We start from the raw sequence: 14,511 nt of genomic DNA, 5'->3' as shown, positions 1-14,511 counted from the left end.
GGGAACAGCCCCGGTACGGATAGCGTCTGCACTATGTCTGATGCTGCGCAGCCAACCGCTGCCGAGGTACGGGCCGCCGCCGAGGCGGTCAAAGCCGCTCTGGACCGCCACCTCGACGCCGTCGAACGCCGGTCGGGGGAGGATGACCCGGCCGTCTACGCCGCGTTCAACGAGCTGGCCGCGGCAGCCGAGGCGTACGACGAGCTGCTGTACGACGCCTACGACGAGGTCACCCCCTTCGAGATCCCGGGCGACGACTCGCTGCCCGCCTACGCAGGCCCCGACGAGCCCAGCGCGCTGAGCGTGCTGATCCGCCGGGACTACGCGGTGGCCGAGCCGCAACGGCTGCTCGCCCAGGCCCAGCGGGTCGCGGACCTGGACCCCGACGTCCCCGACCTGGCACCCGGCTCACACCGGCCCGGGGGCGGCGCGGGGATCGTGGGCGGCAGCGTGCACGCGGCCCTCGGCGTGCTCTTCGGTGAGTACGAACCGGATGAAATCGCCTCCCGGCACAAGGAGTTCGGCCTGGAGGAGGGCGACTCCACGCTCTGGGTGGCCGCGCTCGACGACCTGTCCGAACCGGGGGAGTGGCTGTCGGCCCCCTTCGACCAGGCCGATCCCCAGCGGGTGGTCTGCCGGTTCGACGTCAGCGCCGTGTTCGACGAGGAGCTCGACGATCTCGACGACGACGGGCTGGACGACGCGGTGCTGGGGGTCGCGGAGGACGACGGGATGCTCGGTGTCGTGTCCGATGACGACGACATCGAAGTGGTCGAGGACCTCGACGACGAGGTCGGTGACGCCGACGGCACGGGCGGCGCGGGGACGGCGGGAGGAGGCGGTGGCGCGGGCGCGCCGGGCGGCCGGGGGAGGCCGGGCGCTCCCCGCTGACCGGTAGCGGCGCCAGGCTTGGGCCGGTCGGGAGGCTTCGGGGCCGGACCGGCGGGTCCGACCCCGCGAAGCCCCCGGAGTCGTGCGGCGGCCCGCCCGGGGCCGCGCAGGGACCGTAACTCCGCGGGAACGGGATCGGGGGATGCCGCCCTCGTGCAGCAGGTCGATCGGGACCGTAACTCCCGCGGGGATGGGATCCCTTGGGGAGCGAGGCACGCTCGCCCCGACCGGTTCCGGCCCGGCGCGCCCCGTGCAGGGCCGGAACCGGGCCCGGGCCGGTGCCTCGGGCTCGCGTTCCCAGGTGGTTTCGGATTCCTGGCAGCCCTCGGGGCCCGGGCGGGTCTCGGGTCCCTGACCGCGGACCGGCCGCCCGGGCCCTGGCCCGTGCCGGTGGCTCGGGGCCCGGGCCCAACACCGGAACCCGGGCGTCCCGGCCCCCCGGCCCCGGCCCCCGCCCCGGCCAGGCGGCCCCGGCGAAGCGGGCGGCCGCCCGGCCGGGTCACCCGGCCTGCGGCGCAGCCTGCGGCTTCAGGAGCGTCCGCAGGCGCGTGCTCCGTTCCTTCTGCGGGACCTCCGCCACGGCCCGCGGCAGGTCCTGGCCCGCGCCGTGGACGACGGACAGGTGGCGCTCGCCGCGGCCGAACGCCGTGTAGACCCAGGACCGGGTCAGGCCGGCGCCCGCGTCTCCGGGCAGGACGACCACCGCGGCCGGCCAGCGGGTGCCGGCCGCCTGGTGGGCGGTGACGGCCCAGCCGTGTCGTACCGCGTCGGCCACCCGGCCGGGCGGGACGACGACCTGGGTGCCCGAGCAGTCGAGCCGCAGCCCCTGCGCGTCGCCGGAGACCACGGTCCCCGGGACCATCCGGCCGGGCGCGGGGACGTACGCGATCCGGTCGCCCGGGTCGAAGCCGCCGAAGCGGCCCGGCCCCGGGTTGAGCCGCTCCTTCAGGGCGGCGTTGAGCGCGCGCGTGCCGACGGCGCCGCCGTGGCCGACGGTGACGACCTGCGTGGCCTCGGGCGGGACGCCGATCGCGCGGGGAACGGAGTCGGCGACGAGCTGCACGGTGCGGTGCACGGCCTCGCCCGCGTCCCGCACCGGGACGATGACGACCTCCTTGCCGGGCGCCTCCACCCGCAGCAGCTCGCCCGCCCCGATGCCGGAGAGCAGCTCGCCGAGGGGGCCGGGGTCGGGGGTGCGGGAGACGACGACCGGGCAGGCGCGGGCCGCCAGGACGTCGCCGAACACCCGCCCGGGGCCGGCCGACCACAGCTCGGCGGGATCGCCGGAGAGGACCAGCCGGGCGCCGTCCGGCAGTGACTCCACCAGGGCGGCGGCCGTCTCGACGTCCAGCCGCGGCGCGTCGAGCACCGCGAGCAGGTCGACGGCGAGCGCCCCCTCGGCGTCCCGTTCCGGCCCCTCCCGGCCGGCGAGCAGGCTGGCGACCGTGACCGCCTCCGCGTCCCCGGCGGCGGCCAGGCGCCGCCTGCCGTCCTCGGTGAACGCGGCGGTCACCGCGCGGAGTCCGAGCGCGCGGGCCGCCGCCACGACCGCCGCGGGCTCGGCGCGGGCCGCCTCGCCGCCGCTGTGCGCCACCAGGCCGGAGGCGGCGACGGCGCGGATCAGCTCGGCGGCCGACGGCGAGGGGGCCGCGGCGGCGGCGCCCTCCCAGTCCAGGTCCGGGGCGGCGGCGAGCGTGCCGAGCAGCCGGGCGAGCCCGTCGGCCAGGGTCTCCTCGGCCATGGCGTACCGGTCCGGGCCGAACAGGGTCCGGACCGGCACCTCGGCCTCGCCGGCCTCCTCCTCGGGCGTCTCCGGGGCCCGCAGCGGCTCCTGGAAGACCAGCACCGAGCCGTCCGCGATCACCTCGCGCAGCGCCTCGTCGGGATCCGGGACGGCCCGCCGGGTGAGCTCCTCGCGCAGGGCGGGCTCCTCCAGCACGGTGTGCCCGGCGAGCGCGGCCCGCTCCAGCAACCAGGCGGTGAGGGCCCGGGCCCGCCGTGCGTCGCCCGGCCCGCACTCGTCGCCGAGCAGCGCGCGGGCGAAGCCGTCCGCCTGCTCGGGGCGTACGCCCACGACGCCCAGCAGCAGCCACGGGTCCTCGCGCAGCGCCTCGGCGGCCTGCTCGCCGAGCGCGGTCACGACCGCCCCGGCCAGGCTCTCGGGCGCCCCGCCCGCCGTCAGCACCCGCCGTACCTCCGCGAGCGCCTCCTCGTCCAACGGCGCCTCCGCGAGCGGTCCTTCCACGGCGGGCGCGGCGGCCCGGCTCACCCGCCGCGGCGCCCGCGCCCCCGGCCGGGCCGGCTCCGTGAAGAACGACGCGGCGGGCCGCTCCCCGCTCTCCACGGCCCGCACGGCCGCGGCCAGCGCCTCGGCGACGGCGGAGCGCTTGGGCGGCGTGCCGCCGCCTTCGGGTGCGGCGGGTGCGGCGGGCCCGGGGTCGGTGGCCGAACCCGTGTCCTCGGCGGGGACGCGGCCCCGCTGATCGTCGGAAGCGGCGGTGCCGGCGCTGCCGCGCTCGCCTGCCGTGGCCGCCGGAGCCGCCTCGTGCGCGGCCGGGCCGCTCGCCGCGCCTCCCGGGGCCGTGTCGGCGCTTGGACGGGCGCCCGGCGCCTCCGGGCCCCCGGTTGGCTCGCCGTCCGCCGCCGTGTCGTTCGCGTCCCGACCGGTCGGTACGGCGTCCGGTGCACCGGATCCGTGGCCCGGCGGCGTGCCGGGCCTTTCCGTGCCCTCGGTCGCGGCCGGCTCGTGCGCCGGGGTGCTCTCGGCGTGGGCGTCCGCTCCGCCCGGGGGCGTGGCGGTGCTTGAGGCCGGCTCAGTGCTCAGGGCCGTGGACGCGCCGGTACCGTCTCCGTGCTCCGGTGTGTCCACGCCCGTCGGAGCGTCGTCTTGCGGGGCCTGCGGTGTGTCCGCGCCTGTCGGAGAGCCGTCCTCCAGGGCCTCCGGCGCGCTCGTTCCGGGCTCCGTGCTCCCGGCCGTCGGCGCGGCGCCCCCGCGGGCCCCGGCGCGTCCGCGCCCGTTCCCCCGTTTACGGTCCCCGGGGCATCGGGCCCGTCGGCCCGGTCCCGGGTCGGGTCCGGTGTCGCGGACGTCGTCCCGTTCGTGGCCGCGGGGGCGGCCTCGCCGTCGAGGCGGTCCGTGTTCACAGCTCGCTCCAGTCCTGATCGGGGTAGCGGTGCACCGGCGCCGACACATCGTCGAGCGCTTGGCAGATCTCGTCCGGAAGCGTAAGGGCTTCCACTGACAACGCCGCCCTGAGCTGCCGCGCCGTGCGCGCGCCGACGATCGGGGCGGTGACCCCGGGGCGGTCGCGGACCCAGGCGAGGGCGATCTGGAGGGGCGTGGTGGCGAGGCCGTCGGCGGCCGTGGCGACGGCGTCCACGACGCGGCGCGCGGGCTCCGTCAGGTAGGGGGCGACGAAGGGCGCGAGGTGCGCGGAGGCGCCCCGGGAGTCGGCGGGCGTCGCGCCGCGGCGGTACTTGCCGGTGAGCACGCCCCGGCCCAGCGGGGACGAGGGCAGGACGCCGACGCCCAGGTCCAGGGCGGCGGGCAGCACCTCCCGCTCGATGCCGCGCTGGAGGAGGGAGTACTCCATCTGCGTACTCGCCAGCCGGGTGCGCGTACCCGGCGCGGCCAGTTGCCAGGTCGCGGCCTTGGCGAGCTGCCAGCCGCAGAAGTTCGAGACGCCGGCGTACCGGACGCGGCCGCTGGCGACGGCGGTGTCGACGGCCTGGAGGGTCTCCTCCAGCGGTGTACCGGGGTCGTAGGCGTGCAGTTGCCACAAGTCGACGTGGTCCGTGCCGAGTCGGGCCAGGGAGGCGTCGAGGGCGGCCAGCAGGTGGCCGCGCGAGGCGTCGGCGCGGTGGCCGGGGTCCAGGACGCTGCCCGCCTTCGTCGCCAGGACGAGGTCGCGGCGCGGGACGACCGTGTCCAGGAGCCGGCCGAGGAGGTACTCGGCGGCCCCGCCCGCGTACACGTCCGCCGTGTCCACGAGCGTTCCGCCCGCCTCGTGGAAGACCCTGAGCTGCTCGCCGGCCTCCTGCTCGTCGGTGTCCCGTCCCCAGGTGAGCGTGCCGAGTCCGATCCGGGAGACGCGCAGGCCCGTGCGGCCGACATGCCTTTGCTCCATGACGGGTGAGCGTATCGGCAGGGTGGGGGCGGACCGGCCGACGCCGGACGATCACGGGTGTGCGGTGTGCGGTGTGCGGTGCCGGGTGGTGGGTGCCGGGTGTCCGGCGCGGGCTCGGGCTTGGGCCCGGCTGGGCCGTTTCTTTCGGATTCTTTCGGATCAGCGTAGGGAAGCAAGGGCGGGCACATGCTGAGGCCGGTTCGATCTGCTTCCGCTGCACCGGGCGGCGTCATGTGTGGGGTCAAGCCCTCTACTCCGCCGCCACGATGCGCTCCACCGCGGCCGTCACCAGTTGTTCACGCTCTTCCTCGGTGAAGACGTCCGGCAGGGTGAGCTGCTCGACGATCAGCCAGTTCAGCGTCAGCATGAGCAGCTTGACGGCCGTGGCGTCGCCGGGGAGGCCGGACGCCTCGTGGTAGACGACGTTGGCGTCGACGTCGGCCCGGACCCGCTCGGTGAGCACCTCGCGCAGACCGGGGCGGCGGGTGGCCTCCAGGCGGAGTTCCAGCAGGGCGAGGTAACCGGTGCGGAAGGAGGCGACGCGGCCGACGAGTTCGCGCATCAGCTCGGCATAGGTCTCCCGATCGCGGCCGGCCGCCCGCTGGCGGGCGATCGTGGCCTCGTCGGGCCGAAGCCGCTCGTACACCCGGGCGCCCGCCTGGGTGAACAGGTCGTCCCGGTTGGTGAAGTAGTTGGACGCCGTGCCCACGGGAACGGCGGCCTCGGCGTCCACGGCCCGGAAGGTCAGGCCGCGGGCGCCTTCCCGGGCCAGCACCTCGATCGCCGCGTCGACGAGGGCCGCGCGCCGCTGGTCGTTTCGTCTCGCCATTGACATCACTCCAGGTGTAGTACTACGTTCAAACCACTTCAGTCAGAGTACTACGTGTGGGGGTCCACTGTGCGAAAGCTCGTCTATTACGTCGGCGTCTCGCTCGACGGCCGCATCGCCGGCTCCGGCGGCGAGTTCGACTTCTTCCCGCAGGGCGACGAGCGGCAGGCCGCCACCTACTCGACGTGGCTGAACGCGCTGTACCCGGAGACCGTTCCGACCGCCTACCGCGCTGCCTTTGGGGTCGCCGGCACGCCCAACCGGCGCTTCGACACCGTCGTCATGGGCCTCGGTACCTACCGACCCGCCCTGGACAGCGGGATCACCAGCCCGTACGCGCACCTGCGCCAGTACGTGGTGTCCAGCACCCTCGCCCCGGACATCGACCCGGCCGTCACCGTCGTGCCGGACGACCCGTCGGCCCTCGTCCGCGAGCTCAAGGGCGAGGTGGGCACCGGCCTGGACGTCTGGCTCTGCGGGGGCGGCCGGCTCGCGGGCGCGCTGCTGCCCGAGATCGACGAACTGCTGATCAAGACCTACCCGGTCGTGGCCGGTGCCGGGGTCCCGCTGGTCGACGGTGTCTTCGACCCCACCGTCTTCGACGTCGCCGAGCGCACCGCCTTCCCCCACGGGGTCACTCTCACACGCCTCACCCGCCGCTAGACGGTTCCGGTTCAGCGGGCGGACCAGAGCACCGCGCGGATCCCGCGCTTGCGCGGGTGTTCGCGGATCGCGCGTGAGGAGTAGGCCCGCAGTCGCGCCCCAACGCCCCGGCCCCCGACGTCCCACCCCCACCCCTCCGCCCCCGGCGCCGCGGCACCCGGTGACGTACCACCGGTCCGCGCGCTACAGTCCCCGGAACGACGACGTTACTGATGGGTAGGGAGAGCGGGATGCGGCTCGGAATCAACCTCGGCTACTGGGGCGCCGGGATGGACGCGGACAATCTCGCGGTCGCCAAGGAGGCCGACCGGCTCGGCTACGCGGTCTGCTGGGCCGCCGAGGCGTACGGGTCCGACGCGCCCACCGTCCTCTCCTGGGTCGCCGCGCAGACCGAGCGCATCGACGTCGGCTCGGCCATCTTCCAGATCCCCGCCCGCACCCCCGCCATGACGGCCATGACCGCCGCCACCCTCGACTCCCTCTCCGGCGGCCGGTTCCGGCTCGGCCTCGGCGTCTCCGGCCCGCAGGTCTCCGAGGGCTGGTACGGCGTGAAGTTCGACAAGCCCCTCGCCCGCACCCGCGAGTACGTCGAGATCGTCCGCAAGGCCATGGCCCGCGAGCGCCTGACGCACGAGGGCGAGCACTGGACCCTGCCGCTGCCCGGCGGCCCCGGCAAGCCGATCAAGCTGACCGTGCACCCGGTGCGCGAGCACATCCCGCTGTACATCGCGGCCATCGGCCCCAAGAACCTGGAGCAGACCGGCGAGATCGCCGACGGCGCCCTCGTCCTCTTCTTCGCCCCCGAGCTCGCCGAGGAGACCACCCTCGGCTCGATCCGCGCCGGCCGCGCCAAGGCCGGCAAGGACATGGACGGCTTCGACCTCGTCCCGACCGTCCCGCTCGCCCTCGGCGACGACGTCGCCGCCCTCGCCGACACCTTCCGCCCCTACACCGCGCTCTACGTCGGCGGCATGGGCAGCGCCAAGCAGAACTTCTACAACCGGCTCGCGGTGCGCATGGGCTACGAGAAGGAAGCCGCCGAGATCCAGGAGAAGTACCTCTCCGGCGACAAGAAGGGCGCGGCCGCGGCCGTCCCGCAGCAGCTCATCGACTCGACGTCGCTGCTCGGTTCCGTGGAGCGGATCTCCGACCGGATGCGCGCCTACGCCGACGCCGGCGTCACCACGCTGTCCCTCACCCCCGCGGGCTTCACGCTGGAGGAGCGGATCGCCGGGCTGCGTGCCGGCGTCGAGGCGCTGGAGCGGGCCGGGCTCGCCTGACGCTCCGAGAGGCCCCGCGGCCGTGGTGGGGGCTCGGGGGTCTTCCCCGCCACGGCCGGCACCGGGCTCAACGCCCTTACACCCGCCGGGTTACGCGGCGGGGGGCGCCCGGGGCGCGCGTCCGTCGTCGTCCGTTCGGCCGAGCGCCCGCCGCCTCCTGGCTGGCGCCCCCCTCCGTGGGGACCTTGACTGGTCCCCACGGAGGTGAGGGCCATGCTCACGGCCAGAAGTCTGTTCCAGGAGATCCTCGACGACGACGAGGCGTTCCGCCTGTTCTGCTCCATCGCCGCGAGCGGCGAGGCACAGGGCGGCTGGGAGAACGGCCGGATCTCCACCCTGGTGCCCGAGAGCCTCCGCGCCCTCGCCCCCAGGATCGCCCGGCATGGCGCCGACGAGGACAAACACGGCCGGATCTTCCTGGCCCTGCTGCGCCGACGCGGCCTGGAACCGGCCGAGGTGCCGCCGGAGACCGACTACACGATGCTCCTCGAACGCCGCGGCATCGGCCTGCCGCACGCCAGACTGCGGGCGGACGAGCCGCTGACCGTCCGGGACGTCATCGCCTACCTGGTGCACAGCCGGATCACCGAGCAGCGGGCCGCCGACCGGATGCGGATGCTCACCCACCACTTCGGCGACCACCCCGAAGTCGGCCGCGCCATCCGGATGATCTGCCACGACGAGGCCAACCACCTCGCGTACTGCCACGAGGAACTGCTGCGGCTCGCCGCCGCCGGGCACGGCCGGACGATCCACACGCTGCTGCGCGACTGTGCCCTCGCCGAGACCGGCGTCCACCGGGACGTCAGCCTCGCCGCCATGGGACGCATGGGACGCCTGCTGAACTGGCCCCGCGCCAAGTCGGCCGCGCTCACCGCGGGCATCCACGCCCTGTACGCGGCCGAACGGCTCGGCGGCCTGCGGCGGATGGTCTCCCTGCGGATGCCGGAGCGGCGGGACGCGCTGGGCGGTGGCGCGGTGGCGGTGGTGCCGGAGTTCGCCTGAGCACGAGACCCGGCCCGAGATCGAGATTCCGCCTGGGAACGAGCCGGGAATGAGATCCGCCCGGGAACGGGATCTCGGCCGCGAATGAGATCCGGCCCGGGAATGAGATCCGGCCCGGGAATGAGATCCGGCCCGGGAATGAGATCCGGCCCGGGAATGAGATCCGGCCCGGGAACGGGATCTCGGCTGCGAACGAGTCCCTGCCCGGGAACGAGATCGCGGCCGCGAACGAGACCCCACCCGAGACCGAGACCCGGCCCGAGAACCAGACCCCGCCCCGAAAACGAGACCCCGCCCCCAAAACGAGTCCGCAGGCGAGAACGAGGCCCCGGGCCTCCGTGGTCCCCGGCCCTCCCTACAGCCACCCCCGCCGCTTGAACAGCCGGTAGAGCAGCGCCACCACGCCCACCATCAGCAACAGCGCCGCCGGATACCCCCACACCTGCCGCAGCTCCGGCATATGGACGAAGTTCATCCCGAACACCCCGGCGATCATCGTCGGGGCCGCCGCCATCGCCGCCCAGGCGGAGATCTTCCGCATGTCGTCGTTCTGCTGCACACCCATCTGCGCCAGGTGGGCGGAGAGGATGTCCGAAAGCAGCCGGTCCAGCTGCTCCACCGCCTCGTTCGCCCGCGCCAGGTGGTCGCCCACGTCGCGGAAGAACGGCCGTGCCTCCTCGTTGACGAACGGCAGCCCGGCGCCCGCCAGCCGGGCCACCGGTTCGGCGAGCGGCACGGTGGCCCGCCGGAACTCCACCACCTGCCGTTTGAACGCGTAGATCCGGGACGCGATGTTCTTGTTGTCGTTGCCCGGCGGGGCGAACACCTCGGACTCCAGCTCGTCCAGGTCGGCCTGGAGGAGCCCGGACACCTCCGTGTAGTGGTCCACCACCGCGTCGCTCACCGCGTACAGCACGGCCGTCGGCCCGCAGCGCAGCAGGTCGGGCTGGTCCTCGAGGCGGGCCCGCAGCTCGGTCAGCGGGTTGCCGACGCCGTGCCGGACCGTCACCACGAAGGAGTCGCCGAGGAACAGCATCAGCTCACCGGTGCTCACGGTGTCCGCGTGGTCGTCGTAGACGACGGGCTTGAGCACGGCGAACAGCGAGTCGGCGTACACCTCCAGCTTGGGCCGCTGGTGTGCCTTGAGGGCGTCCTCGACGGCCAGCGGGTGCAGCCCGAACTCGCTGGTGACCAGGTCGAACTCGCTTTCCGTCGGCTCGTGCAGGCCGACCCAGAGGAAGGCGTCCCCGTCGGCGCGCGCCTGGTCGAGCGCGTCGGAGAAGTCGGCCGGCCCGTCCGTGCGGTGTCCGTTCCGATAGATGGCGAAGTCCACGATCACGCGGGCATTCTCCCTTTCCGGCTCCTCTCCCGGGGCCGTTCGTCGTTCGCGGTGCCGGAGACGTCCGCCGCGGTGCCGGAGACGTCGGCCGCATCACTGCCGGTGTCCGACGCACATCGACGCCGGGTGTCCGTCGGGCACAGCGGTCGGTGTCCCGTCGCGGACCGCGGACGCAGATTGCAGACCGCAGGCGCAGACCGGACATCGCGCACCGCCCGCCCCACGCCCGTCCCCGTCACACCGCCGTCGGTGTCCGTCCGGGGGCCGTCGTAGGCTGGCGTGCATGCCCACCCTGATCCTGGTCCGGCACGGCCGGTCCACCGCCAACACCGGCGGCGTGCTCGCGGGATGGACCCCCGGTGTCGCCCTGGACGAGCGGGGCGCCGCCCAGGCCGCGGCCCTCCCGGACCGCCTGCGGGAGATCCCGCTCGCCGCTCTCGTCACCAGTCCCCTCCAACGCTGTCAGGAGACCGTGGCCCCCTTGCTCGCCGCCCGCCCGGAGCTGCCTTCGCACACGGACGAGCGGATCGGCGAGTGCCACTACGGCGACTGGTCCGGCCGCAAGCTCGCCGAACTCCACGACGAGCCGCTGATGACCGTCGTGCAGCGGCACCCCTCCGCCGCCTCCTTCCCCGGCGGCGAGTCCCTACGCGCGATGCAGTCCCGCGCCGTGGACGCGGTCCGCGACTGGAACGGGCGGATCGAGCGCGAGCACGGCCCCGACGCCGTCTACGCCATGTGCTCGCACGGCGACCCGATCAAGGCGGTCGTCGCCGACGCGCTCGGGCTGCACCTCGACCAGTTCCAGCGGATCGCCGTCGACCCCTGCTCGCTCACGGTGATCCGCTACACCCCCCTGCGGCCGTACCTGCTGCGGCTGGGGGACACCGGCGAGACCGCGTCGCTCGCCCCGCGCGCGGCGCCGCCGGCCGGGGCGGCGGGTGACCCCGGGGAGGCCGTGGTGGGAGGCGGTGCGGGAGCACCGTGATCCACATGAGCAGTAGGGTGGGGGCGCGGGGACGCCGTCGCGGCGCCTGAGCCCGCCGAGCATCCCGTGGTTCCCAGCTTCCCCCTCCGTTCCGCAGATTCCCCCTCCGACCACCGACACAATGGAGCAGGACGTTGTCCCGTCAGGTGTTCCTCTATGACCCGCCGGACCGCTTCGTCGCCGGCACGGTCGGGCTGCCGGGCCGCCGCACTTTCTTCCTCCAGGCCAGCGCGGCCGGCCGGACCACCAGCGTCGCCCTGGAGAAGGCGCAGGTGGAAGCGCTCGCCGAGCGCATCGACGAACTGCTGGACGAGGTCGTCCGGCGCACCGGCGGCAGCGCCCCGGTCCCGGCCGTGGCACCCGTCGAGCACGCCGACACCGCTCCGCTGGACACCCCCGTCGAGGAGGAGTTCCGCGTCGGCACCATGGCCCTGGCCTGGGACGCCGAGGGGGAGCGGATGGTCGTCGAGGCGCAGGCCCTCGTCGAGCTGGAGGCCGACACCGACGAGGACCTGGCCGCCGCCGAGGAGCGACTCCTCCAGGACGAGACCAACGGGCCGCCCATGCTGCGCGTGCGCATCACCGGCACCATGGCCCGCGCCTTCGCCAAGCGCGCCCTGGACATCGTCAACGCCGGCCGGCCGCCCTGCCCGCTGTGCAGCCTGCCGCTCGACCCGGAGGGACACGTATGTCCGCGCCAGAACGGATACCGCCGCGGAGCGTGAGCCCGCGGGAGCGCGGCGGGCCGTCGCCGGAGTCGGGCGGGGGATCGCCGGCGGAGAGGGATGGCGGGTCACCGTCGGAGCTCGGTGGCGGATCGCCGTCCGAGACGGGCGGTGGGTCGCCGTCTGCGCCGGGCAGTGGGTTGCCTTCGGAGTCGGGCGGCGGTTCGCCGGCCGAGACGTACGGGGGATCGCCGGGGTCCGGCGGGGCCGCCGTCCCGGAGTCCGCCGGGCCCGGCGTGACCGCGCGGGAGCTGCTGGCCCGCGGTGAGCTCACGGTCCGGGGACAGATCCGTGAGGCGTCCAACGCCGTCCTGTACTGCACGGTCGCGTACGAGGGCGTGACCGCGGCCTGCGTCTACAAGCCGGTCGCCGGGGAGCGCCCGCTCTGGGACTTCCCGGACGGCACCCTCGCCCAGCGCGAGGTGGCCGCCTACGAGCTCTCCGAGGCGATGGGCTGGGGCCTGGTCCCCCCGACCGTCCTCCGGGACGGCCCCTACGGGCCGGGCATGTGCCAGCTCTGGATCGACGGCCCGGCCGACGACGGCGCCGCCGAGGAGACGCGGCGCCTCCTCGCCCTGGTCGAGGGCGACGAGCCCGGGCCCGGCTGGAAGGCCGTCGGCTACGCGGAGGTGGGGGAGGGCCGCCCGGCCCTGCTCGTCCACGCCGACGACGAGCGGCTGCGCCGGCTGGCCGTCCTCGACGCGGTGATCAACAACGGTGACCGCAAGGGCGGTCACCTGCTGCCCGCCGCCGACGGCCGGCTCTACGGCATCGACCACGGTGTCACCTTCAACGCCGAGGACAAGCTGCGCACGTTGCTGTGGGGGTGGGCGGGGGAGCCGTTGACGGAGGAGGCGGTGGAGGCGTTGCGGCGACTTTCGGCCGATCTGGCCGAGGGGCGCCCTTTGGCGGGGCGGCTGGCGGAGTTGATCACTCCGGCGGAGATCGACGCTTTGCGGGGGCGGGTGGCCGAGTTGTTGCGTACCGGGCGGCACCGGGAGCCGAGCGGGCAGTGGCCCGCGATTCCGTGGCCGCCGGTGTAGGCGCCTGCGGCGGGCTGTGCCCCGGACCCTCCCCTTCGCCGATTCCTGGGGGCAAGCCCCCAGACCCCCCTTTCGCGGCTTCGCCGCTCGTCCTCAATCGCCGGACGGGCTGGGATCAGCCCGCCCCGGGGGTGCGGGGGCCTGCCCCCGCAAGAAACCGGGGGCACCTCCCAGCGGTAGCTGGGGGAGAAAGGGCGGGCCCGGGGCACACCCCCACCCCCGCGCAAGACCCTCTTCTCGGCCAACCGCCCCCTCCGGTTCGTATCCGGAACCCGCGTCCGGTTACGCTCAGGACATGCATGCCTGGCCCGCTTCTGAGGTTCCCGCCCTGCCCGGCAAGGGCCGCGACCTCCGGATCCACGACACCGCGACCGGTGGACGGGTGACCCTCGTCCCCGGCCCCGTCGCCCGCCTCTACGTCTGCGGCATCACGCCCTACGACGCCACCCACATGGGGCACGCGGCGACCTACAACGCGTTCGACCTCGTGCAGCGCGTGTGGCTCGACACCAAGCGGCAGGTCCACTACGTCCAGAACGTCACGGACATCGACGACCCGCTGCTGGAGCGGGCCGCCGCCAACGGCGACGACTGGGAGGCCCTCGCGGAGCGCGAGACCGCCCTGTTCCGCGAGGACATGACCGCCCTGCGGCTGCTGCCGCCGCGCCACTACGTGGGCGCCGTCGAGTCGATACCGAAGATCGTCCCGCTGGTGGAGCGCCTGCGCGACGCGGGCGCCGCCTACGAGCTCGACGGCGACGTCTACTTCTCCGTCGCCTCCGACGCCCACTTCGGCGAGGTCTCCGGCCTGGACGCGGAGGCCATGCGGCTGCTGTCCGCCGAGCGCGGCGGCGACCCGGACCGGCCCGGCAAGAAGAACCCCGTCGACCCGATGCTCTGGATGGCCGCCCGCCCGGGCGAGCCCAGCTGGGACGGCGCCTCCCTCGGCCCCGGGCGCCCCGGCTGGCACATCGAGTGCGTCGCCATCGCCCTGGAACACTTCGGCATGGGCTTCGACGTCCAGGGCGGCGGCTCCGACCTGATCTTCCCGCACCACGAGATGGGCGCCTCGCACGCGCAGGCCCTGACCGGCGAGCACCCGTTCGCCAAGTCGTACGTGCACGCGGGTATGGTCGCCCTGCACGGCGAGAAGATGTCCAAGTCCAAGGGCAACCTGGTCTTCGTCTCCGCCCTGCGCCGCGAGGGCGTGGACCCGGCCGCGATCCGCCTCGCGCTGCTGTCCCACCACTACCGGGCCGACTGGGAGTGGACCGACGACGTCCTCGCCGAGGCCGTCGAGCGCCTCGCCCGCTGGCGCGCCGCCGTCTCCCGCCCCGACGGCCCGTCCGCCGACGCCCTGCTCGACGAGGTCCGCGAGGCCCTCGCCGACGACCTCGACGCCCCGGCCGCCCTGGCCGCCGTCGACCGCTGGGCCGCCGCGCAGGCCGCCGACGGCGGTACGGACGAGGGCGCGCCCGGCCTGGTGTCGCGCACGGTGGACGCACTGCTGGGCGTCGCCCTCTAGGCGGCGCTACGGGATCAGGAGTACGACGAGGGTGCCCACCGCCGGGGAGGCGGGCGGGCACCCTCGTCCGTTCCTCCGCGCGGGGCTCTCGTAGGC

The 14,511-nt window shown here is 74.8% G+C and carries 12 protein-coding genes; 8 read left to right on the top strand and 4 right to left on the bottom strand.

The window, feature by feature from the left end:
• Window positions 1-33: 33 nt before the first annotated feature.
• Window positions 34-891 carry a hypothetical protein gene (locus ACQEVS_RS06280; RefSeq protein ID WP_433016333.1) on the top strand — a complete coding sequence of 286 codons (858 nt, stop codon included), beginning with the start codon at window positions 34-36 and terminating at the stop codon, window positions 889-891.
• A gap of 499 nt (window positions 892-1,390) precedes the next feature.
• Here ACQEVS_RS06280 and ACQEVS_RS06275 read toward each other — a convergent pair whose 3' ends face one another.
• The 3 genes from ACQEVS_RS06275 to ACQEVS_RS06265 form a co-directional block, all read right to left on the bottom strand.
• Window positions 1,391-3,760 (bottom strand): helix-hairpin-helix domain-containing protein, encoded by a 2,370-nt coding sequence (locus ACQEVS_RS06275; RefSeq protein ID WP_433016330.1) that lies wholly within the window; start codon window positions 3,758-3,760, stop codon window positions 1,391-1,393.
• A gap of 271 nt (window positions 3,761-4,031) precedes the next feature.
• The gene (locus ACQEVS_RS06270; RefSeq protein WP_433016327.1) at window positions 4,032-5,018 is read right to left on the bottom strand and encodes an aldo/keto reductase; all 987 of its coding nucleotides are present in this window, start codon (window positions 5,016-5,018) and stop codon (window positions 4,032-4,034) included.
• 250 nt (window positions 5,019-5,268) lie between these two features.
• Complete coding sequence (locus ACQEVS_RS06265) at window positions 5,269-5,847, bottom strand: TetR/AcrR family transcriptional regulator (RefSeq protein WP_433016324.1); 579 nt, start codon at window positions 5,845-5,847, stop codon at window positions 5,269-5,271.
• Between the two features lie 69 nt (window positions 5,848-5,916).
• Between ACQEVS_RS06265 and ACQEVS_RS06260 the strand changes: the two genes are divergently transcribed.
• From ACQEVS_RS06260 to ACQEVS_RS06250, 3 genes are all read left to right on the top strand, one after another.
• Complete coding sequence (locus tag ACQEVS_RS06260; protein WP_433016321.1) at window positions 5,917-6,510, top strand: dihydrofolate reductase family protein; 594 nt, start codon at window positions 5,917-5,919, stop codon at window positions 6,508-6,510.
• Window positions 6,511-6,740: 230 nt separating this feature from the next.
• A complete protein-coding gene (locus ACQEVS_RS06255) occupies window positions 6,741-7,790 on the top strand; it encodes an LLM class F420-dependent oxidoreductase (protein WP_433016318.1) in 1,050 nt (349 codons plus the stop codon).
• A gap of 213 nt (window positions 7,791-8,003) precedes the next feature.
• Window positions 8,004-8,795: a ferritin-like domain-containing protein gene (locus ACQEVS_RS06250; protein WP_433016315.1), complete on the top strand. Its 792-nt coding sequence runs from the start codon at window positions 8,004-8,006 to the stop codon at window positions 8,793-8,795.
• Window positions 8,796-9,150: 355 nt separating this feature from the next.
• Here the strand turns inward: ACQEVS_RS06250 and ACQEVS_RS06245 are convergent, their stop codons facing one another.
• Window positions 9,151-10,134, bottom strand: a complete 984-nt coding sequence (locus ACQEVS_RS06245) for a magnesium and cobalt transport protein CorA (RefSeq protein WP_433016312.1) — start codon at window positions 10,132-10,134, stop codon at window positions 9,151-9,153.
• 283 nt (window positions 10,135-10,417) lie between these two features.
• Between ACQEVS_RS06245 and ACQEVS_RS06240 the strand changes: the two genes are divergently transcribed.
• From ACQEVS_RS06240 to mshC, 4 genes are all read left to right on the top strand, one after another.
• Complete coding sequence (locus tag ACQEVS_RS06240; protein ID WP_433016309.1) at window positions 10,418-11,122, top strand: histidine phosphatase family protein; 705 nt, start codon at window positions 10,418-10,420, stop codon at window positions 11,120-11,122.
• 134 nt (window positions 11,123-11,256) lie between these two features.
• Complete coding sequence (locus tag ACQEVS_RS06235) at window positions 11,257-11,847, top strand: DUF3090 domain-containing protein (protein WP_433016306.1); 591 nt, start codon at window positions 11,257-11,259, stop codon at window positions 11,845-11,847.
• Window positions 11,848-12,083: 236 nt separating this feature from the next.
• Window positions 12,084-12,890 (top strand): SCO1664 family protein, encoded by an 807-nt coding sequence (locus tag ACQEVS_RS06230; protein WP_433016303.1) that lies wholly within the window; start codon window positions 12,084-12,086, stop codon window positions 12,888-12,890.
• Between the two features lie 295 nt (window positions 12,891-13,185).
• Window positions 13,186-14,415: a cysteine--1-D-myo-inosityl 2-amino-2-deoxy-alpha-D-glucopyranoside ligase gene (mshC, locus tag ACQEVS_RS06225; protein ID WP_433016300.1), complete on the top strand. Its 1,230-nt coding sequence runs from the start codon at window positions 13,186-13,188 to the stop codon at window positions 14,413-14,415.
• Window positions 14,416-14,511 lie beyond the last annotated feature (96 nt).

It is taken from the genome of Streptomyces sp. CA-181903 (assembly GCF_050937075.1).
Taxonomy (GTDB): Bacteria; Actinomycetota; Actinomycetes; order Streptomycetales; family Streptomycetaceae; genus Streptomyces.
Note: the sequence above shows the minus strand (reverse complement) of the source record. Positions and strands in the feature narration are given on the sequence as shown.